Annotated in this window: 21 protein-coding genes and 2 tRNA genes; 6 read left to right on the top strand and 17 right to left on the bottom strand. The window is 63.7% G+C overall.

Translation table 11 applies throughout. The features are described 5' to 3' along the window. Positions 1–285: 285 nt before the first annotated feature. The 10 genes from AC5RV3_RS09955 to AC5RV3_RS09910 all read right to left on the bottom strand — a co-directional run bounded on the left by AC5RV3_RS09955 (position 286) and on the right by AC5RV3_RS09910 (position 7,248). Complete coding sequence (locus AC5RV3_RS09955) at positions 286–2,124, bottom strand: hypothetical protein (protein WP_494121983.1); 1,839 nt, start codon at positions 2,122–2,124, stop codon at positions 286–288. 300 nt (positions 2,125–2,424) lie between these two features. Beyond that, positions 2,425–3,582 carry a phage major capsid protein gene (locus AC5RV3_RS09950; protein ID WP_494121982.1) on the bottom strand — a complete coding sequence of 386 codons (1,158 nt, stop codon included), beginning with the start codon at positions 3,580–3,582 and terminating at the stop codon, positions 2,425–2,427. Positions 3,583–3,899: 317 nt separating this feature from the next. Then, complete coding sequence (locus tag AC5RV3_RS09945) at positions 3,900–4,088, bottom strand: hypothetical protein (RefSeq protein ID WP_494121981.1); 189 nt, start codon at positions 4,086–4,088, stop codon at positions 3,900–3,902. Positions 4,089–4,092: 4 nt separating this feature from the next. Further along, positions 4,093–4,335 (bottom strand): hypothetical protein, encoded by a 243-nt coding sequence (locus AC5RV3_RS09940; protein WP_494121980.1) that lies wholly within the window; start codon positions 4,333–4,335, stop codon positions 4,093–4,095. Continuing rightward, entirely contained in the window at positions 4,332–4,532 is a 201-nt protein-coding gene (locus AC5RV3_RS09935) for a hypothetical protein (protein WP_494121979.1), read from the bottom strand. Before AC5RV3_RS09935 ends, AC5RV3_RS09940 begins: the two co-directional genes overlap by 4 nt. After that, a complete protein-coding gene (locus AC5RV3_RS09930) occupies positions 4,529–5,746 on the bottom strand; it encodes an AAA family ATPase (RefSeq protein WP_494121978.1) in 1,218 nt (405 codons plus the stop codon). Before AC5RV3_RS09930 ends, AC5RV3_RS09935 begins: the two co-directional genes overlap by 4 nt. After that, positions 5,743–6,024, bottom strand: coding sequence for a hypothetical protein (locus AC5RV3_RS09925; RefSeq protein WP_494121977.1), 282 nt, complete (start codon positions 6,022–6,024; stop codon positions 5,743–5,745). The genes AC5RV3_RS09930 and AC5RV3_RS09925 overlap by 4 nt, the downstream gene beginning before the upstream one ends. Before the next feature lie 272 nt (positions 6,025–6,296). Further along, on the bottom strand, positions 6,297–6,686 hold the full coding sequence (locus AC5RV3_RS09920; protein WP_494121976.1) for a hypothetical protein: 390 nt from the start codon (positions 6,684–6,686) through the stop codon (positions 6,297–6,299). Between the two features lie 23 nt (positions 6,687–6,709). Then, positions 6,710–7,015, bottom strand: coding sequence for a hypothetical protein (locus AC5RV3_RS09915; RefSeq protein ID WP_494121975.1), 306 nt, complete (start codon positions 7,013–7,015; stop codon positions 6,710–6,712). A 47-nt stretch (positions 7,016–7,062) separates the two neighbouring features. Further along, a complete protein-coding gene (locus AC5RV3_RS09910) occupies positions 7,063–7,248 on the bottom strand; it encodes a helix-turn-helix transcriptional regulator (protein ID WP_494048814.1) in 186 nt (61 codons plus the stop codon). Positions 7,249–7,368: 120 nt separating this feature from the next. On the opposite strand from AC5RV3_RS09910, the gene AC5RV3_RS09905 reads away from it, so the two are divergent. Both AC5RV3_RS09905 and AC5RV3_RS09900 read left to right on the top strand, forming a co-directional pair. Continuing rightward, complete coding sequence (locus AC5RV3_RS09905; protein ID WP_494121974.1) at positions 7,369–7,908, top strand: helix-turn-helix domain-containing protein; 540 nt, start codon at positions 7,369–7,371, stop codon at positions 7,906–7,908. Then, on the top strand, positions 7,895–9,040 hold the full coding sequence (locus AC5RV3_RS09900; RefSeq protein ID WP_494121973.1) for a tyrosine-type recombinase/integrase: 1,146 nt from the start codon (positions 7,895–7,897) through the stop codon (positions 9,038–9,040). Before AC5RV3_RS09905 ends, AC5RV3_RS09900 begins: the two co-directional genes overlap by 14 nt. A gap of 48 nt (positions 9,041–9,088) precedes the next feature. Here the strand turns inward: AC5RV3_RS09900 and AC5RV3_RS09895 are convergent. Continuing rightward, positions 9,089–9,176 (bottom strand) — tRNA-Ser (locus AC5RV3_RS09895). 140 nt (positions 9,177–9,316) lie between these two features. Further along, positions 9,317–9,799 carry a tRNA adenosine(34) deaminase TadA gene (gene tadA / locus AC5RV3_RS09890; protein ID WP_494121972.1) on the bottom strand — a complete coding sequence of 161 codons (483 nt, stop codon included), beginning with the start codon at positions 9,797–9,799 and terminating at the stop codon, positions 9,317–9,319. Between the two features lie 61 nt (positions 9,800–9,860). Here tadA and upp point away from each other — a divergent pair, with 61 nt between their 5' ends. Further along, positions 9,861–10,496 carry a uracil phosphoribosyltransferase gene (gene upp, locus AC5RV3_RS09885; protein WP_493988841.1) on the top strand — a complete coding sequence of 212 codons (636 nt, stop codon included), beginning with the start codon at positions 9,861–9,863 and terminating at the stop codon, positions 10,494–10,496. A gap of 524 nt (positions 10,497–11,020) precedes the next feature. Then, a complete protein-coding gene (locus AC5RV3_RS09880) occupies positions 11,021–11,884 on the top strand; it encodes a winged helix-turn-helix domain-containing protein (RefSeq protein WP_494121971.1) in 864 nt (287 codons plus the stop codon). Positions 11,885–11,909: 25 nt separating this feature from the next. Here the strand turns inward: AC5RV3_RS09880 and AC5RV3_RS09875 are convergent, their stop codons facing one another. Further along, positions 11,910–13,358, bottom strand: a complete 1,449-nt coding sequence (locus AC5RV3_RS09875) for a dihydrolipoyl dehydrogenase family protein (protein ID WP_494121970.1) — start codon at positions 13,356–13,358, stop codon at positions 11,910–11,912. Positions 13,359–13,415: 57 nt separating this feature from the next. On the opposite strand from AC5RV3_RS09875, the gene AC5RV3_RS09870 reads away from it, so the two are divergent. Next, positions 13,416–13,937 carry a SixA phosphatase family protein gene (locus AC5RV3_RS09870; protein ID WP_494121969.1) on the top strand — a complete coding sequence of 174 codons (522 nt, stop codon included), beginning with the start codon at positions 13,416–13,418 and terminating at the stop codon, positions 13,935–13,937. A 97-nt stretch (positions 13,938–14,034) separates the two neighbouring features. On the opposite strand, the gene AC5RV3_RS09865 is transcribed toward AC5RV3_RS09870, so the two are convergent. The 4 genes from AC5RV3_RS09865 to AC5RV3_RS09850 all read right to left on the bottom strand — a co-directional run bounded on the left by AC5RV3_RS09865 (position 14,035) and on the right by AC5RV3_RS09850 (position 16,593). After that, positions 14,035–15,123 carry an NAD(P)-dependent alcohol dehydrogenase gene (locus tag AC5RV3_RS09865; protein WP_494121968.1) on the bottom strand — a complete coding sequence of 363 codons (1,089 nt, stop codon included), beginning with the start codon at positions 15,121–15,123 and terminating at the stop codon, positions 14,035–14,037. A gap of 126 nt (positions 15,124–15,249) precedes the next feature. Continuing rightward, a complete protein-coding gene (gene sigJ, locus AC5RV3_RS09860) occupies positions 15,250–16,137 on the bottom strand; it encodes an RNA polymerase sigma factor SigJ (protein WP_494121967.1) in 888 nt (295 codons plus the stop codon). Continuing rightward, positions 16,134–16,322, bottom strand: a complete 189-nt coding sequence (locus tag AC5RV3_RS09855) for a carboxymuconolactone decarboxylase family protein (protein WP_494121966.1) — start codon at positions 16,320–16,322, stop codon at positions 16,134–16,136. The genes sigJ and AC5RV3_RS09855 overlap by 4 nt, the downstream gene beginning before the upstream one ends. Positions 16,323–16,516: 194 nt before the next feature. Further along, a tRNA-Arg gene (locus AC5RV3_RS09850) sits at positions 16,517–16,593 on the bottom strand. A 358-nt stretch (positions 16,594–16,951) separates the two neighbouring features. Between AC5RV3_RS09850 and AC5RV3_RS09845 the strand changes: the two genes are divergently transcribed. Further along, positions 16,952–18,790 carry a phosphoenolpyruvate carboxykinase (GTP) gene (locus AC5RV3_RS09845; RefSeq protein WP_494121965.1) on the top strand — a complete coding sequence of 613 codons (1,839 nt, stop codon included), beginning with the start codon at positions 16,952–16,954 and terminating at the stop codon, positions 18,788–18,790. The last annotated feature ends 106 nt before the right edge of the window (positions 18,791–18,896 follow it).

Genomic DNA, 18,896 nt, shown 5'->3' with positions numbered 1-18,896 from the left:
GAGAGGCCCTGATTCTAAGAAACATGCACCACATGTGCACCACGAAGACCTGAGAATGAAGAAAACCCCCGGATTTCCGGGGGTTCTCTGTGGCGGTGACGGTGGGATTTGAATTCTATCCAGCACCGTGGCGTTACAGCGGACCGTTGGATTTACGCGGATTATTGGTCACATGAATGACGCAGGATGACACATGATTACAGGGGAATGTGCCCAAAATGTGCCCACAGAGCCCCGTTAGCAGTGGCCCGCCACGAGGTGTGGCGGGCCACTGCTAAGCCGGGGCTACTGGGCGAAGCCGAAATCTATCAGGGCTTGGCGCAGCGCGTTAGCTAATGCCTGCGTGGTTGTCGCGTCAGTCGCCGCCGCAGGGAGGGTTCGTTTCCCAACTCGGGCTGCACCAAGGAAGCCGACCTGGCTCCCAGTCGAGTCCCACGACATGATCGATCCAGCGCCACTGACGCCACGGATAGCACCACCACCACTTACCCCACGGACCTCGGTGAGGTTGCCGGAGGTGACATGCATGATCGCTTGGTAGGTTCCGTCAGTCTGCCTACCCCGGATGACCTGCCCATTCTCAAGGAGGATGCTGGACTGGGCACCACCAACAACCTGCCCGACATTCCAGTGCACGGTAGGGCGGGTCTGCCCCTGCGGCTGCAACGGGAGAACCTTGTTGTCGATTGTGTCATTGATGAGGTTCGTGTAGAGCGTGTTCGCCCCGAATCCATCGAGGACAACCTTGGCCCGATGGGTTGCGGTTGTCTTCTGGATACGCACAACATCAGCGAGTGCGCCGTCTGTGTCGGCCCAGCCGCTGATGACATGGAACAACCCGCCGTCCAGGTCATCGATGAGGAACACTGGGTTGCCGTCTCCGGTTTCCCTATTCGTGCTGAAGGTCGAGGTTGAGAAGTTTTCGACCTTCGGGCTCAGGACAAGCACGTTCGCGCTGGCGCCACCACTAACCCGGATCAGACTCGCGTTATTATCCCCTGAGATGCCCAGCACTCGGACGGTAGACTGGATCTCGTCGAGGTGTAGCGCGTACCGGCAACCGTGTGCAGCAATGTTCTCCAGGTGCGCTGTAGCCTGCACGCCCCGGACATAGAACCCATCCTTGGCGTCCCGGATGCCGACGTTCCGGATGTAGGAGTTCTCGCCCATACTGCCGGGGTTGATTCCGTTCGGGCCAGTGCGACCCAACCCGATCAGGCAGAAACGTTCAATGCCACCCCAGTGCCATGAGCGGCCAGCGCTACCCACAACGCCAGCGGTGGACAGCCGTAGCATGTCATCACCGACGAAACCGGGAAGGGCTCGGATGCGTGTCCCGATCCGATCCTGACCGCCGAAGCTTGAACCCTGCCCAATGAGCTTCACAAAGTTGGGGAAGTTGAGAGACGAACTGATCCCGAATGTTCCAGCCGGGAGGATGCCTTCGGCGGGCCTTCCTGGGGATGGCTCACTTAGCGCATTTAGCCAGCCCTGAAGCTGCGTTGTGTAGTCAGCGTTATCTGTTGGGTTGTCACCGATAAACCGTCGAGCGTCGAGCGCTGGTTCAAGGATCTGAAGGCGAGAAGTGAGGCTCGAATACGGGCCGGAGCCTTGATCGTCTATCAAGGCATTCACTGCGGCCTTCGTCTGCGTGTCGCCTTCGATGAGGGTTCGCACGGCGGTGTCTGCGGGTGCGTCCACGAGTTCGGCTGCATGGGCTGCGTCGGCGGCTGCCTGCTGCACGGCGGACAGTGCGCCGGCTAGTTCCGCGGACACCTGTGCGGCGGCGTTCTCGGCTGCCGTAGACGCCGAGTGCTCGGCCGACACAGCGGACGACGCAGCAGCAGCGGCCTCCACCCGCATGCCCTCGAACGACTCCATGAACCCGGTCAGGCCCGCACCCTCCCATGCAACCTGCGGGATATCCGCGATGAAGGCAGGGCCGAAGCCGTGCTCGTTGACCTTGACAGGATTAGGCAACGGAAGGCCCGACGCATCCGTAATGCTGAGGGGCTTCTTGGTTGTGTCACCAGGCGCGAAGATCGTCACCTCGGCGCCAGTCGTCGCCACCACGTCCGGGTGGAATGGGTCAGCGGCAAAAATCTGCTTGAACGGATAAGGCATGATGCTCCTTAAATAGGAGAACCACCCGTGAAGGTGGCTCAGTGTTGCTCGAAGTGGAAAAAATGCTGTGTGTGTAAGTGACTACCGGGCGGAGTCAGGGAGCTTCACCTTTCCTAGTGGCTGCGACCCCCTACCCAGGGGGCGTAGCAATCACATCCGATAGGCGCGGCGGGAAGGTTCGCCCGGTGAGCTTCCTCTCTCCCTCAGCCCACCCCCCCCCATCGCGTGGGCGTAGTGGGCTGAGAAAGGGTGTGGCCCGGCCCCTACTGAGTGAGGGACCGGACCACGGGGTGTTGAGGTTTACGCTTCGGTGAGCGTGATCTTAGTGAGGTAGCTCGGCTGAATGATCGCCGGGTGAACGCGTTCCTCGACTCGGGTGCTGACCCTGTTGTGCTCCCAGTCCCCGGTGGCGAATCCTGATTCGACCCGCAGGCCGGACGTGTGCGTGTAGAACACACCGAGGCCGGGGGTGGTGAGGTACATGGTGCCAGCGGGGATGGCGGGCGTAGAGGTCAGCGGGACGCCGTGAACGCTGCTGGGCGTGCTGCTCAGCGGATCCATGGTGTACTCCCCGGACCCTGAGGCCTTGAGCGTGCGGATCGCTGCGATGTCGAGCGGGTTCGCGATGATCCTGGTAGGGCTGAGTCCGTTGGAAGCCTCGGCCGCACCGATTGCGCCGGCAATAACGTCGATGGCCTGCGCCTTCGTGCCGGTGCTGGTGAGGGCCCCGGCTACGGCTGCGAGCTGTGCGAGGACAAGCCGGTTCTCCTCTAGGAGGACGGACCTAGTTGCTTCCCGCAGGATGTACGAGAGGAGGAAGTTCGCGTCCTGGCTGAGCTCGTCCGTGTAGGTGAAGCGCACGGCGATCTTGTCGAGCGACAGTTCCTTCGGTGTCAGGTCATACGTCAGTTCGGGCTTGAGGCCGCCTTCGGGAACGATGGCGGCGCCGGAACCCTGCCCCATGACGTAGTACTTGATGTTCGCGTTAGCGGTCGACTGCACGTCGAACACGTCGCGGAGGGCTGTTGCTGAGGTTCCGGGTGGGACGTTGACGATGGTGTTGCCGGTGGCTGGCTGGCCGACGCTAGCAGCGGTGATGGTTTCCTTCTTGAAGGGCATGTTGAAGGCGTAGGCGCCCTTCTGCCGGATGGCGGAGGCGAGGCCGGTCTTGACCTGTTCCGCGTCGAATCCGGTGCCCTTGGTGTTTTCCCGGTCGTGGTCGCTGCCGGGTACCCAGCTCCGGCCCATGGCAGCCATGAGGTCGTCGGCTTCCTTGGCCTTGGCAGCCCAATCGTCAATCTCCTTGACGCGGGCCAGATCAGCTTCTGCCTGTGTCTTTTCGCTGGCAGTGAGGTCGCGGGCTGCGGCCTTCGCGTTGTCGGTCACGGTGGTTACGCGGGCGAGAAGTTCGGCGCGTTCTTCGGCCATCTTCAGGCCGGCTGTCTTGGTTTCAAACATGATGTTTCTCCAATGGTTTGGAGCGGCACCGTGGGGGTATAGATCCCTTGGAAGAGGTGCCACAGAATCGAATCAGTTGAACCGGGGTTTACGCTCTACGCGGGCCGCTTGCGATGCGGTGCGGAGCTTCCATCCGGTCGGTGAGACTGGCGGGCGGACTGGTTACCGTTGGCCGTCTGTGCCTGAACCTTCACTCACGCTTAGCTTCGATCCTTGGTACTTGACCCCGCCGGGTTCCTCGTACCTTGTCGTTGCTATCGCGTCTGGTGATTCGTTCTACCAACAGACTACCACCTAATCCGCCCGCGCAGTTGCTTTTATGGGTGTTTCGTGCTTTGAGTTGGCGCGCCAATCTGCGCTTCGAGTTCTTCGGCTCGTGCACGCCACTTGTCCGCGATGCTCTTCCAGGACTCCACCCTGCTTTTGACGGCGCGGTAGTCGGTGGGGTTGTTGTTCCTCAGACGTTCGAGGGCTTCCCCGTAGCGCTTACTGGCGTTGCTGGTCATGGTTCTACTCCGTTCCGTGGGGTTCGTATTGGGCCCTGAGGGTCGCCAGTTGGGCTTCAGCGAGGGTCGCCCGGTTCTGCCATTCGCGGGCGTCCTGGTGGGCTTCCTGCGCCTGTTTGTGGAGGTGTGCGGCGAGCCATTCGAGTTCGTGTTTGGCGAACTTTCGGACCCATTCCGGGGAGACCCCCTCAGCAGGAATGCTCGCTGGGGCAGTCGCGGCCTTCGTTCCGTAGACGACGTTGATCATGCTGCTTTCTCCTGTTCTGTCTGGTCTGCGTAGTCGTGTAGTTGATCTGCCATTCGGCGCGCCTCTTCTGGGGTGAGGTGGGCGAGGACTTTGGCGCCGTGCATTATTGCGATGCCTGGTGTTCTTGTCCCGTCCTTGTCGAGCCATGGGCGCTTCCGAAGCTGGGCTTGGGGCCTGAAACCTGCCTTGTGGCTCATGCTGCGCTCCTTGTTAGATCGCAGGTGTAGCAGCCGTCCAGGGGCGTTTGGTGCAGGGTGCAAGCGGGTATAGATTCCGCATAGGTTCCATAGGTTCCCGTGTCCTGAGTACGGGAATCTGTGGCATCTATGGGGGAATCTATGGCGAGGGACCACATGACCTTGGAGCCTTTGCCGAATCCCACGCGCTGGGAATTGACCGCCGGCCCTGACATCCGCCCGCGCCGTTTTCGCAGCTTGGTGATGTCCAGGCCAGCAGCTTTGGCAGCGGTTTCGATCTCCTTGGCGGGCGCTTCACCGCCAGCGTCTTCGAGGCATTCCCGAATGAACTCGTCGTACTCGTTCCCGGTCGTTCCATCGTCCTGCTCGGGGCTGGTTTCCCGGTTGATGATCTCGCCTACGGTCTGGTCGGTTTCGCCTAGGAAGTTGACCTTGGCGACGTTGGCTGTGTCGCCGTCGTCGGTGGTGACGTTCACGGATTCAAGGGTGAACCTGTAGGACCCTTTGGACTCGCCATAGTTGTTCTTGTCCTGACTGAAGATCCGCTCTCCCGTCTCGTCGTCAGTGGCAAAAGCCAGGTAGGAGCGGGTGAGGTCGCGCCACGCGTGGGAGCCTGAGAGCTTGGCCGACACGCTCCCGGCACCCTTCCCGAAGTGATTGATGAGAATGAGGGCGAGTTCTGCACGCTGAGCAAGGGCTATGAGTGGTTCGTATGAGGCTCGAACGTCTTGGACCTTGTTCATGTCGCCGTGCATCAAGGACGGGGCCGGGTCAACGACGATCATCTTGGCGCCGGTGCCGTGGATGGCTTCCGCGATCATGTCTACGTCCATCGGGAACTTGATGGACCGCTGACGGGTGAACTCGTCAACGGTGGTTTCCACGTCGATCTTGTAGATGAGATCCAGGTTGGCTCGTGCGGCCTTCAGGCGGGGGATCATCACGGTTTCCCAGTCGTCTTCTGGGCCGATGATGATTGTTGCTACGGTGTGGCCCTGTAGGTCGCCTGGCAGTTCTCCCCGGCTGCCCTGGGCTGCGAGGTCGAGCATGAACGTTGTCTTACCCTCACCGCCCTTGCCGGCCGCGATGGTGGCGGTTCCCAACGGGATGACTCCGCTGCCCTTGGCGGGCTCCCAGAACCATTTCTGGCGGCGCGTGCGGATCATGCTGGCGGGCGTCAGGACAACGCGTTTCGTGACGATGGTTTCTGTCACGCGGACCTCCTCATGGGTACATAGGCGGCATCGGTTTTTCTCCGGTGCGCCAGAACGTCAACAAAGCCCGCGGCGGACTTTGCAAGGGATTTGTTTTCTGCGTATTCGAGTTCCATCGCCCGGATGATTCGGGCTAGTCGCTCGTGGTCGATCGAGTGGGCGAGACCTGTTTCGTAGCCGTAACGGAAAAGCTCCCACGCTGTCCGGTCGGTGCGTAGGAGCTTTTCCAGGTATTCGGTTTCGGGGTCTGGCCCAGCGTGTTGGGGGAGCTGGGTCATGGAGGGTGCCTAGCCTTCGGGTGTAGCGCCTACCGGCAGGCTGGCTCCTATGTCTGCCAGTAGCCGACAGTTGGGGCACTCTGGAGTCTCTGGACGGGCGCACTGTCCGTTTGTGCCGGGTACGGCTTGCACGTGAATCATGCGTCCGCAGCGGGTGGGAATTTTTCGCCCGTCGACAATAGCTGCCGCCCTGTCCCAACCATTGATGTGGTGCGCCACTTTGGCACGCTGTCCAGCTTGGGACGGATGGAGGTGCGTTGAAGTCTGCGCGTTCACTTGGCGGCCTTCTCAGCAGCTCCGGCAAGGGCTTTAGCCAGTTCGGCGGCTTGGTCCGCTGTGAGCGAGCAGCAGCGGGTGCCGGCTAGTCCTTCTACCGTGAAGGTGATGCCTTCGGTGGCTGTCCAGTCGGATTCGATCTGCCAGACTTCGCCGTACTCGGTGGGCCCGTGCCACACCTCGGGGTCGTTGTCGGACATGGCGAAGCCTTCAGGTGCGTTCACACTGAAGTGTGCCAACAGTTCGGAAGGCTGGATGCCCATGGCGAACGCCCTACTTGCAAACTCCCGTACGGTCAGGATCCCGGCACGTTCCATGTTGGCAAGCTGGGTAACCGTTTCACTAGATGCTTTGAGCGGGCTGGGGGATTCGGTATGCTTGGTCAAAGTAATCATTCCTATGGGGGTGGTTAGGCGGCTTCGGAGCGTGTCTTGGCGGATTCGGCTCCGGGGCCGTTCTCTTTGTCTGAATCGGTGATGCGCTTGCCGCCTCCTGATTCGAAGGGGCTCCAGCGGGTTCGGCGGACGAAGCTGACCTTGGGGGGGTGCAGTACTTCATGCCATCCGGTCGGCAGTTCCAGCAGCGAGGTTTCCCAGTCGCGGTAGACCTCGCGTGCCAAGTACCGGGCTACGCGCTTTGAATGGCCGCGGTCCTCGCGTAGATAGCGTTCGATCTCTCGAATATCGAGAAATCGCTTGTCTTCAATAGCGGGCATCGTCTGCCCCTCTCGCTAATCCCCGAGCTTTGGCCCGATGGGAGTTCTTAGGTTTGGTCCTTGGTGTTCTTGTCCAGCCACTCGCGAATATCTGAATCCCGGTAGCGCACTGCCTTTGCCCCCAGCTTGATGAACCTAGGGCCGATGCCCCGGTAGCGCATCTGGGCCAGGCTTCCGACGGTGGTTCCGAGGAACCCCGCCACATCTGACGGCTTATGGAGCGTGTCCTCCATGCTTTCCCTCCTTGACCTTTGAAAGATCCTTTTGATCTCTCGTGTATCACTCTAGATTAAAGATCGCGTGGAAGTCAACAATGGGTTACCAAAGATCATTTTGAGCTGTAGAGTGTCACTATGGCTGAGAAAAAAGTAGGACTGGGTGGCACTGGAGAAACCGTGCGCGCCAACGTGAAACGCCTTCGCGGCGGCATGCAGTATAAGGAACTGGCGGAAAAGCTGGCAGCGGTTGGCCGAACAATACCTACGCTGGGGCTGCGTCGAATTGAGGCAGGGGAGAGGCGGGTCGACGTTGATGACCTGATGGCGCTAGCCGTAGTCTTCGGAGTTTCACCGCTCACACTTCTGCTGCCGGAAGATGGGAGCAGGTTTACGCGCTCAACGCTCACAGGTGTGGCAGACCGGGAAGTTTCTCACAATACGCAGTGGCTTTGGGCCCTTTGCCAAGAGCCTCTGGATATGACCGTGAACGACGAAGAAGTTTCACGAGGCGAAATAGCTACGTTCCGCAACCGGGCAAGACCTCAGGTTGACCCCCGTGCCCCCGAGGACTTTGGGAATAATCCTCAGCTTGATCGGAATGCTCGTGACATGCTCCGGCAGGTCGGGTTCGGCAAGGCAGACGATGCACAAGGATTCAAATATGGCGACGATTGAGCCCTACGACACCAAGGCGGGCAAGCGGTACATGGTCCGGTATCGGAAGCCCGATCGGACTCCCACGAAAAAACGGGGATTCAAGACGAAACGTGATGCCGAGGCCTTTTCCAACACTGTTGAGGTGTCCAAGCAGCGCGGGGAGTTCATCGACGCTACGGCGGCACGCGCCACAGTGGCCGATTTAGGACCGAGTTGGCTGGACCGCAAGCGTCAACTCAAGCCGTCCGCTTACAGGCCGCTAGAGATAGCCTGGCGGCTCTATGTGGAGCCCGCGTGGGGCGGGCGCAAGGTGTCCGAGATCAAGCACACCGAAGTTCAAGCATGGGTAACTAGCCTGACAGTTGGAGATCCGAAGATGGACCCTCCACGAAAGCCTAAATCCCCGACGACGGTGATCCGCGCCTATGGTGTCCTGGCTGCCATCCTTGACGACGCCATAAGTGACCGCCGGCTACTCATAAACCCTGCTCGTGGTGTCGATCTCCCACGGAAGATGAAGAAGCCGCATGTTTATCTGAGCCATGAGCAAGTGCACGCGCTGGCTGAAGCATCGAAGTACCCGACGTTAGTCCTCGTGCTGGCCTACTGCGGGCTTCGCTGGGGCGAGGCAACGGCTCTGCGGGTGCGAGACGTAAACATGCTACGGCGCCGGTTGAACATCGAGCAGAACGCTGTGGAAGTGTCGGGGAAGATCGTCGTGGGGACGCCGAAGAGTCATAAAGTGCGTTCGGTCCCGTTCCCGCGCTACCTGGTGGATTATCTGGCGAAGGCTTGCGAGGGGAAGCACCGTGACGATTTGGTGTTCCCTGGACCTGACGGCCGACATCTGCGGACGGCGCGGGTCCACTCCGAAAACTATTCCTGGTTCGCTTCAGCTATCGACGCATCGGGGGTTCCGCGGATCACTCCGCACGATCTGAGGCATACGGCGGCGAGCATGGCCGTTAGCGCCAATGCCAACGCCAAGGCGGTGCAAAGGATGCTTGGGCACGCTTCGGCAGCTATGACCCTGGACGTGTACGCGGACCTGTTTGACGGGGATCTAGACACGATTTCGGATGCCCTGGATAACGCCATCTCACTGTCGGGTGTGCCCAAAATGAGCCCAAAAGCCGCTTCGGGGAAATAAAAAAGGCCCTAGTCCCTTGTGTTTGCAAGGATCTAGGGCCTTCTCAGTTGGCGGTGACGGTGGGATTTGAACCCACGTTGGCTTTCACCAAACAACATTTCGAGTGTTGCACCTTCGGCCGCTCGGACACGTCACCAACGCGTCAACTTTACCCGCTGTTGGCCCTGAGCCCCAAAACGGTCCGGCGGGGCGGCCTCACTGGTCGAGCGGCGTGAGCCCGGAGCCGCAACGAATCGGGCGGGGCAGCCGAGCACGTGCAACCCGGGGAAGTAGGGATTAGTCCTCCGGAAGTTCGCCGCGGTGGCGCGCAAAGAACGCGCGCAGCATGGCTGCCGACTCGTCGGTGCGAACCTCGGGGTAAACCTCGACCCAATGGTTCAGCCGCCGTTCGCGCAGGACGTCGAAAACGCTGCCGGCGGCGCCTGCCTTCTCATCCCATGCCCCGAAGACCACTTTGGGGATGCGGGCGAGCACAATGGCACCGGCGCACATGGCGCAGGGTTCCAGCGTGACCACCAGCGTGCAGCCGTCCAGACGCCAGGAGCCAAGCTTGCGGGCCGCCTCCCGAATGGCCACCATTTCGGCATGGCCGGTCGGGTCGTGCAGCGCCTCCCGTTCGTTGCGCCCGGAACCCAGCACCTCGCCGTCGGGCCCCATCACCACGGCGCCGATGGGCACATCGGCGGTCTCCAAGGCCAAGCGGGCCTGGTCCAGGGCAAGGCCCATCCACTGGTGGTGCTGCGGATCAATCGGGCCCATGCCATCATTCTGGCAGGCCCGGTGTTTGTCCCTGCTATCCGGCTGCCGGTAGTTTTGTGGAATGCGCGTACTCGAAGTGGATCATCCCCTTGTTGCCCACAAACTCACCGTTCTCCGCGACAAGACCACTCCGTCGCCCGTCTTCCGCCAACTCACCGAAGAACTGGTGACCCTGCTGGCCTACGAAGCCACCCGCGACGTCCACACTGAACCGGTGGAGATCGAAACCCCGGTGACCCGGACCATCGGGACCGCTTTCACCAAGCCCACCCCGCTGGTGGTGCCGATCCTGCGCGCCGGCCTGGGCATGCTCGAGGGCATGACCAAGCTGGTGCCGACCGCCGAAGTGGGTTTCCTGGGCATGGCGCGCAACGAGGAAACCCTGGACATCATTACTTATGCCGAGAGGCTGCCGGCCGACCTCACCGGCCGGCAGGTGTTCGTGCTCGACCCCATGCTCGCCACCGGCGGCACGCTGCGCGAATCCATCAAGTTCCTCTTCGCCCGCGGCGCCGCCGACGTCACCTGCATCTGCCTGCTTGCGGCACCGGAAGGGCTGCAGGCCCTGCGCGACGAGCTTGAGGACCGGAACGTCTCCATCGTGGTGGCCTCCATCGACGAGCGGCTGAACGAAAAGGCCTACATTGTGCCCGGCCTGGGCGACGCGGGCGACCGGCTCTACGGCGTTGCCGGCTGACGCTGCCGACCAGGGGCAGCTCTGACGGGGTTTTGTGGGCTGCCACACGGTGGCCCGCAAGAACCAGGGGTGTCCACAGTTTGGACGGCTTGCAAATCCCCGCGATTTGCACCTGACGCGTCCGAGGCCGAGCCAAACGCCTCGATGAATAATTATTCAGGAGTGGCCCGCAAGGCCGGTCGTTGGCTGATATTTATGCACATCGATGGTGTGATGTGTGGCACAAAACCACTACTTCTTCTCACTATGTGAGACAAGCAGGCTTATATTACTTGCACGTAAGCTTTGTTACGAGCAAACTCATGGTTGTGAACAACAACGCAACAGCATCTGCAGCCGCAGCCTTCAGTTACGGGACGTATCCCGGCGGACTGGCGGACTGTTGCCGAATGCAGGCCTAACTCACCACCCCTCGAGTTATTCAGGCAATTCATCTGTCCAATGGCGGGCACCAGAAACATCCCGTGCGGGCACACCCATGCATTCGCGCCGCGATGACGGCCATTTTCACACATGAGGTTCTAATGTCAGTTTCATCCGGATACGTCCACATCTCCGTCCGCAACGCCCAGAACCGGGCGGCCGCCGCCCAGCGGCAGGCAGCCGGACAGCACCCGCAGTTCGCCGGGCAGCCGGCTTACCCGGGGGACCAGCAGGCCTACCGCGTGTTGCGCGCTGTTCCCGGCCAGTTCGACGCCGCTGCCTCCAACCCGACCACTGCCCCGACCCCCGTGGTCACCCCCAATGGGATTCCAGGCCCGCAGGCGGTGTCGAATGACACTGTTGCCCGCGGGTTTGTTCTCTATGTGGGCTTGGACGAGGAAGCCGCCGCCGCCCAGGGAACCACGTTGAGCAAACTGGCTTCCCAGGTGCGCGCCTACGTGCAGTCGCTGGCTCCGGACGCCCAGACCCACGGGGCCGTGGCCCTGGCTCCGGCCGACGCCCCGGGCGAAAACATTGACGTGGTGCGCCAGGCCCTGGGCGATCCGACCGTCAGCCGCCGTCCGCGGACCCCGGCCGTGGAGATCCAGCGGCAGCCGCAGCCGGCCTCGCACGCCAACCGCCCCAGCGGCGTCCTGATCGATCTTTCCCGCCGCGAGGTGCACCTGGACGGGGACACCCTGAACCTGACGTTCAAGGAATTCGAGCTGCTCAACTACCTCGTGGAGAACGCCACCCGCACCGTCGGCCGTGAAGAGCTGCTCTCCGGGCTGTGGAAGAACGCCGAGGAAGTTCCGAACGAACGCACCATCGACGTGCACATCCGCCGGCTCCGCTCCAAGCTGGGCCGCCTGGCCAACACGGTGCGCACCGTACGCGGCCAGGGCTACCGGTTCTACGAGCACCCGGAAGTAGTGGTCTGGGCCGCCCCGGAGTACTCCATCTAGGTTCTACCTGCCTGCGCTGCCTCGGCTAGAGCCCGTATTCTTCGAGCAGGCGGAGCCAGACTTCGCTGATGGTGGGGTAGGAGGGCACTGCGTGCCAAAGGCGGTTTAGCGGGACCTGGCCGACGACGGCGATGGTCGCCGAGTGCAGCAATTCGCTGACGCCGGGCCCGGTGAACGTCATGCCGACGACGACCTTGCGGTCCTCGTTCACCACCATCTGGGCCCAGCCCTGGTAGCCATCGGCATACAGGGACGATCCGGCGACGGCGATCGGCAGCTCGGTGGCGGACACATTGAGCCCGCGATCCTTGGCCTGGCCTTCGGATAGGCCGACGACGGCGACCTCCGGATCGGTGAATATCACCGAGGGAACCGCCGCCTCGTCGGCAGTGCTGGCAAAGCGGCTCCACGGTTCCGGGTCGCCGTCCAGCTCGCCGGCTGCCCGGGCGGCTATGGCATCCCCGGTGGCCCGCGCCTGGTATTTGCCTTGGTGCGTCAGCAAGGCCTTGCCGGCCGCGTCGCCCACCGCGTACAACCAGCCACCGTCAACTCCGACGACGCGCCCGCTGGCGTCCACCTCCAGCCGCTTCGGATCCTGTCCCAGCTCCTCCAGGCCAAGTCCAGACAGGGCCGGCCGCCGTCCGGTGGAGACCAGCAGCTTGGCACCCGTGACGGTGTCAGCCGCACCTGTCTCCCCGTCGGCACCCGCAGCGGACAGGGTGAGGGTGACGCCGCCGTCGTGCGCATCCACCCGTGCCGCCGGCGTGTTAAGCCGGATCCGCACGCCGTCGCGGCGCAGCCCGGCCTCCACCAGCCGCCGTGCGGGGTCGGGGACGTTCGTGAGCAGGTCCCCGCGTGCCACCAAGGTGACCTCGGTGCCCAACCGGGCATACGCCTGCGCGAGCTCGCAGCCGGAGACACCGCCGCCCAGCACCAGCAGGCTCTCCGGGACCTCCCGGGCCGAGGTGGCTTCGCGGGTTCCCCAATAATCGATGCCGTCCAGCCCGTCGAGCGGCGGAACGTTCGGCGCGGAACCGGTGGCCAGCACGACGGCGTGCCGTGCGGTGATGCGGGTCTCGGTCCCGCCGTCGTCCGTGGTCACTTCGCGCGGACCGCTGAGCCGGGCGGTGCCGCGGACCAATTCGATGCCGGCGCCCTTGACCCACTCCACCTGGGAGGCGTCGTCCCAGCCGGAGGTGAACGAATCCCGGCGGGCCAGCACCGCCTCCGCCGCCAGGCCGCCGGTCACGGCCTGGGCCGCGCCCTTGACGCTGCGTGCGGCCTGCAGGGCCGTGCCGGGACGCAGCAGTGCCTTGGAGGGCATGCACGCCCAGTAGGAACACTCGCCGCCGACCAGCGCCGATTCCACCAGGATGGTCTTGAGCCCGCCGCGGGTGGTCCGCTCCGCCACGTTCTCACCGACCGCCCCTGCCCCGAGTACCACGACATCCGCTTCCAGCGTCCGCTCTGCCATGTCCCGAGCCTTGCACCGCGCGGAGGCGGAGGCAAGGGCCCGCACTACACTCGTGGTGTGAACGACCACCACCTGAAGAAGCTGATGATCATGCGCCACGCCAAGGCCGCGTGGCCGCTGGGCGTCGAGGACCACGAGCGCCCGTTGGCCCAGCGCGGCCACGACGAGGCGCCGCAGATCGGACGGTGGATGGTGGAGCACGACTGCATCCCGGACTTCATCCTGTGCTCGTCGGCACTGCGCACCCGCCAGACCTGCACCTGGGTGTGCAGCGAGCTGGGGGAGAAGGCGCCGACGCCCATGCTGTCCGACGAACTCTACGACGCGCCGGCCGTGCGGGTCCTGTCCGAAATCAACCAACTGCCCGACACCATCACGTCCCTGCTGGTGGTGGCCCACATGCCGGCGGTGCAGGACCTGGCGATGCGGTTGGCGTCCGTGGAATCCGACGAGGAGGCCGTGGTGGACATGGCCACGCACTATCCAACGTCAGGCCTGACCGTGCTCCAGCACGGCAAGAGCTGGGCGGAGCTGGACGGGCGCGACGCCGCGGTCACCGATTTCGTGGTGCTGCGCTGACGCACATCCAGCGCGTGCCCGAGCGGTACGCCCTGGCCCAAAGTTCAGCGGCCCGGACCGGCCACGGCCACGCCTGCCCGGGCGCGGACTCCGCCGGTCAGAAGAGAAGGATCGGTTTGATCGTGGAACCGTTGGCCGAGTCCTCGAATCCCCGGTTGATGTCGGCAAAGGAGTAGGTCTTGACCAGCTTGTCGTAGGGGAACCGTCCCTGCTTCCACAACTCGATCAGGCGCGGAATGAAGACCTGGTACACCGAGCTGCCCTGGACGTTCATTTTGAACGTCCATCCCTTGACCTGGGACTCGCCGATCTCGAACGGTGCCTCGGTGCCGAAGGTCGTGTTGCCCACGGCCACCAGCGTGCCGCGGAACGCCAGCGCCCGGGCAGCCTGGTTGAGCACCGCGGGCACGGAGGTGGTGTCGACGATGTAATCCACGCCCTCCCCGCCGGTGATGCGGTTCAGTTCCTCGCCCATGTCCGTCTTGGCGGAGTTGATGGTGTGGGTCGCGCCGAGTTCAAGCGCCGTCTCCAGGCGGTTGTCGTGCAAATCCACCGCGACCACCGTCGTGCAGCCGGCGATCTTGGCGGCCATGATCGCGGCCGAGCCGACCGCGCCCGCACCGATCACCGCCAGCGATGTCGCCGCCTCCGGCCGCAGATCGTTGAGCACGGCCCCGGCCCCGGTCTGCAGCCCGCAGCCCAGCGGGGCGAGCATCTCCAGCGGAACCTCGGGATCGACCTTGACCACGCAGCGCTCGAGCACGTTCGCGTAGGACGAGAAGGATGACTGGCCGAAGAAGTGCGAGGCCACGGATTCGCCGTCGGACGAGAGGGCGGTGCGGCGACCACTGAGATTGATGGCGATGTAGTGCTCGCAGTACGCCATCTCCCCGCGGCGGCACTGCTTGCACGTACCGCACGATGCCGGCGCCATCACCACGTGGTCACCGACCGCGACGCTCGTCACCGCGGTTCCCACACCGTCCACAACACCGGCGCCCTCGTGACCGAGCACCGCCGGCCACTGGAGGGGATAAGCCCCATCGCGGGCGGTCGAATCCGTGTGACAGATACCGGTGGCGACCATGCGGACCCTCACCTCATCGGGCCGAAGCTCGGCGAGCTCCAGCTCTTCAACTGAAAGCGGTGCGCCCGTCTCGCGCACGACGGCGGCGGTGACCTTCATGGGTACTCCTCCTAAATCCGGGACCAACACATAACAGGCACACACACGACGGAGCGGATGCCTGTTTCAACCGTCTCATGCCCGCTGGTTCGGCCGGCAGTGATAACCGCCACGAGGTCAGTACAGCTAGATGCTGATGCGGCCAAGCTTGTCCGGGTTCCGGATGAGGAAGATTTCCCGGACCAAGCCCTCATCGATCCTGAAGCCCGCCACCGTGTCCACCGCGCCGTCCGCGTCCACGGCCACCAACCCGGGCAGGCCGTTGACGTCGGCGACGTGCAGCTGGAAGGGGGCGTCCGGCTTGCTGGTGATGCCGAGCAGGAAGCGCAGCACCTTCTCGACCCCGAAGATGGGCCGCAGCGCCGCGGACTTCTGGCCGCCGCCGTCGCTGGTCAGTACGACGTCCGGAGCCAGCAGGCCCAGCAGCGGCTCGATGGCCCCGGTCTTGGCCGCGTGCAGGAACTGTTCGGTGATCCGCCGGTGCAGGGCCGGATCCACCTGGTTCCGGGCCTGCCGGCTGGCGACGTGGTCACGGGCGCGCGACATCAGTTGCCGCACCGCCGCGGGCGAGCGGCCCAGCGTCCGGGCGATCTCCGGTGCCGGGTAGCCGAAGACCTCGCCCAGGATGTAGGCCGCACGTTCCAAGGGGGAGAGCTGCTCCAGGACCACCAGCATGGCCAGCGAGACATCGTCGGCCAGCACGGCGGCGTCGTCCGGCGCCGGAGGTGGGGCGCCCGGCAGGGAGCTGACCGGCTCGGGCAGCCACGGCCCGACGTAATTCTCGCGGCGGCGTTGCTGGGCGCGGATCTGGTTCAGCGCCAGATTGGTCACCGTCCGCAGGAGAAAGGCGCGCGGCTCCCGGACGTGGTCCGGCGGCACGTCGGAGAACCGCAGCCACGCCTCTAGGAGGACGTCCTCGGCATCGGCGGCGCTGCCCAGGAGGCGGTACGCCGCTCCGAAGAGGAGCCCGCGGTGCTGCTGGAACACGGCCAGGTTTGCCTGGGTCGTCGTCATCTCAAACCTCCTACGCTGCAGGTTCCCGTGAAGCCCTGGCTGGCCGGGCCCAACGCGGCGTTAACCCTCGACCGCAGGTTTTCGACCGCAATCAGATAGGTCAGCTCCGCCAGCTGGGCCGGCTCCAGATGCTGCTTCAGCCTATCCACAAGGTCATCCGCGACGGCGGGCGGGGTTGCGGTCATGGCCTCCGCGTAACCGAGCACATCGCGTTCCAGCTGAGTGTAGACGGTAGCCGTGTGTCCGCTCGGCGACTCTGCGGAAGCAGCGGGTGTGACATGAGGCCCAAAGGGACGTCCGGGCCGGAAAACCGCCGGGGCCGCGGCACATTGGCGGCAAAGAAAAATGCAGCCCGGTCGGTGACCGGACTGCATTTCGTTGGTGCGCCCAGAGGGATTCGAACCCCCGGCCTTCTGTTCCGTAGACAGACGCTCTATCCAGCTGAGCTATGGGCGCTTGGCCTCGCGGCCGGATACAACTGTAGCGTGTTTGCCGGACAGTCGCCAAATCGAGGGAGCCCCGCCCGCCTACGCCCCGGAATTCCGCGCATCCCGGCTCTTGGGGGTCGGGTCTCATCCCCGAGGACGGCCTGCCGGGCTTGCCAAGTCGGTGTGACGGACCCATCAAAGGACACATGAACTAGACCGGTCTATATGACCTTAATCACACCTGTGGGCCTTGACACGTAGAAAAAGCCCGGAATTCCGGGCCGGTCTTATCCGGCCCAGGTAAATCCGCTTTTTCGGCAGCCAGCTGGTCTAGCCATCGACCCATAGCATCTAGAAACACCACTGGCCCAGGAAAGGGATGAGTCATGGGCGATATCACGCGTCAGCCGGTTCTTGAGGAAACACTTATGGATGCCCCAACTACACACGCAAAGCTTCTGGCCTGGGTTGCCGAAGTTTCAGAGCTGACGCAGCCCGACTCTGTGTATTGGGTGGACGGCTCCGAAGAGGAGTACGCGCGCCTGACCGACCAGCTGGTCGAGGTCGGCACGCTTAAGCGGCTGAACCCGGAGCTGTTCCCGAACTCTTTCGTCGGCTTCTCCGACCCGAAGGACGTCGCCCGGGTCGAAGAGCGGACGTTCATCTGCTCCGAGAAGGAGGCAGACGCAGGGTTCACCAACAACTGGATGGACCCCGCTGAGATGAAGTCGATCCTCACGGAGCGCTTCGCCGGCAGCATGCGCGGACGCACCATGTACGTGATCCCCTTTGTCATGGGGCCCCTGGACGCGGAGCAGCCGCAGTACGGCGTGGAAATCACCGACTCGGCCTACGTGGTCGCCTCCATGCGCATCATGGCCCGGATCGGCACCGACGTGCTGCGCAAGATGGAGGCCGAGGACGCCTTCTTCGTCCCGGCGCTGCATTCCCTTGGCGCCCCGCTGGAGCCCGGTGAGGCCGACGTGGTCTGGCCGTGCAACGAGGAGAAGTGGATCGTGCACTTCCCCGAAGAGCGGTCCATTTGGTCCTACGGCTCGGGCTACGGCGGCAACGCGCTGCTGGGCAAGAAGTGCTACGCCCTGCGCATCGCCTCGGTCATCGCCCGCGACGAAGGCTGGCTGGCCGAGCACATGCTGATCCTCAAGCTCACCAGCCCGCAGGGCAAGGCGTACAACATTGCGGCCGCCTTCCCCTCGGCCTGCGGCAAGACCAACCTGGCGCTGCTGGATCCGACCATCGACGGTTGGAAGGCCGAAACCCTCGGCGACGACATCAACTGGATGCGCATCGGCAAGGAGGGTGAACTGCGCGGCGTGAACCCGGAGTACGGCCTGTTCGGCGTCGCACCGGGCACCGGCTGGAGCACCAACCCCAACGCCATGCGCGCCATCGCCAAGGGCAACTCCATCTTCACCAACGTGGCACTGACCGACGACGGCGGCGTCTGGTGGGAGGGCATGACCGACGAAGTGCCGGATCACCTGATCGATTGGGAGGGCAACGACTGGACGCCGGGGTCCGGCCGGCCGGCGGCCCACCCGAACTCCCGCTTCTGCACGCCGATCTCGCAGATCGACATGCTGGCCCAGGAGTACTACAGCCCGGACGGTGTGGAGATCCACGCGATCCTCTTCGGCGGCCGCCGCAAGACCACCATCCCGCTGGTTACCCAGGCCCGCTCCTGGACCAACGGCATCTTCATGGGCTCCACCCTGTCGTCCGAGACCACCGCGGCAGCCTCCGGCGCCGTCGGTGTGGTCCGCCGCGACCCGATGGCCATGCTTCCGTTCATCGGCTACAACGCCGGCGACTACCTCAAGCACTGGGGCACCATCGAGGGCAAGGCCAACCCGAACCGCCTGCCCAAGGTTTTCCTGGTCAACTGGTTCCGCCGCACTGCCGACGGCGGCTTCGCTTGGCCCGGCTTCGGGGAGAACTCCCGCGTGCTCAAGTGGGCCATCGAACGCATCGAGGGCACCGCGGACGCCACTGAAACCCCGATCGGTTACATCCCGACCGGCGATTCGATCGACCTGACCGGGTTGGACATGACCCGAGAGCAGGTGGAAGAAGCCGTCAAGGTGGATCCGGAGGAGTGGAAGGAAGAGCTCAAGGGCATCGAGGAATGGTACGCACAGTTCGGCGATTCCCTGCCCGAGGAACTGGATGCCGAACTCAAGCAGCTCCAGGTTCGCTTCGCCTGATTGACTGAAGAAGGGACGCCACCACAGGCTCCCGACATGAGGCCCCCGCGCAGCTGCGCGGGGGCCTCATCCGCTTAACGGCCAATCTTCGTTTCCGGATGACCCG

Source organism: Arthrobacter sp. Y3221114 (genome assembly GCF_059092625.1).
This window is presented reverse-complemented; position numbering and strand designations above follow the sequence as displayed.

Bases quoted from the DNA above. Each gene is read 5' to 3' on its own strand.
- AC5RV3_RS09955 (WP_494121983.1), bottom strand. From the start codon at position 2,124: ATGCCTTATCCGTTCAAGCAGATTTTTGCCGCTGACCCATTCCACCCG.
- AC5RV3_RS09950 (WP_494121982.1), bottom strand. From the start codon at position 3,582: ATGTTTGAAACCAAGACAGCCGGCCTGAAGATGGCCGAAGAACGCGCC.
- AC5RV3_RS09945 (WP_494121981.1), bottom strand. From the start codon at position 4,088: ATGACCAGCAACGCCAGTAAGCGCTACGGGGAAGCCCTCGAACGTCTG.
- AC5RV3_RS09940 (WP_494121980.1), bottom strand. From the start codon at position 4,335: ATGATCAACGTCGTCTACGGAACGAAGGCCGCGACTGCCCCAGCGAGC.
- AC5RV3_RS09935 (WP_494121979.1), bottom strand. From the start codon at position 4,532: ATGAGCCACAAGGCAGGTTTCAGGCCCCAAGCCCAGCTTCGGAAGCGC.
- AC5RV3_RS09925 (WP_494121977.1), bottom strand. From the start codon at position 6,024: ATGACCCAGCTCCCCCAACACGCTGGGCCAGACCCCGAAACCGAATAC.
- AC5RV3_RS09915 (WP_494121975.1), bottom strand. From the start codon at position 7,015: ATGCCCGCTATTGAAGACAAGCGATTTCTCGATATTCGAGAGATCGAA.
- AC5RV3_RS09910 (WP_494048814.1), bottom strand. From the start codon at position 7,248: ATGGAGGACACGCTCCATAAGCCGTCAGATGTGGCGGGGTTCCTCGGA.
- AC5RV3_RS09905 (WP_494121974.1), top strand. From the start codon at position 7,369: ATGGCTGAGAAAAAAGTAGGACTGGGTGGCACTGGAGAAACCGTGCGC.
- AC5RV3_RS09900 (WP_494121973.1), top strand. From the start codon at position 7,895: ATGGCGACGATTGAGCCCTACGACACCAAGGCGGGCAAGCGGTACATG.
- tadA (WP_494121972.1), bottom strand. From the start codon at position 9,799: ATGGGCCCGATTGATCCGCAGCACCACCAGTGGATGGGCCTTGCCCTG.
- upp (WP_493988841.1), top strand. From the start codon at position 9,861: ATGCGCGTACTCGAAGTGGATCATCCCCTTGTTGCCCACAAACTCACC.
- AC5RV3_RS09880 (WP_494121971.1), top strand. From the start codon at position 11,021: ATGTCAGTTTCATCCGGATACGTCCACATCTCCGTCCGCAACGCCCAG.
- AC5RV3_RS09875 (WP_494121970.1), bottom strand. From the start codon at position 13,358: ATGGCAGAGCGGACGCTGGAAGCGGATGTCGTGGTACTCGGGGCAGGG.
- AC5RV3_RS09865 (WP_494121968.1), bottom strand. From the start codon at position 15,123: ATGAAGGTCACCGCCGCCGTCGTGCGCGAGACGGGCGCACCGCTTTCA.
- sigJ (WP_494121967.1), bottom strand. From the start codon at position 16,137: ATGACGACGACCCAGGCAAACCTGGCCGTGTTCCAGCAGCACCGCGGG.
- AC5RV3_RS09855 (WP_494121966.1), bottom strand. From the start codon at position 16,322: ATGACCGCAACCCCGCCCGCCGTCGCGGATGACCTTGTGGATAGGCTG.
- AC5RV3_RS09845 (WP_494121965.1), top strand. From the start codon at position 16,952: ATGGGCGATATCACGCGTCAGCCGGTTCTTGAGGAAACACTTATGGAT.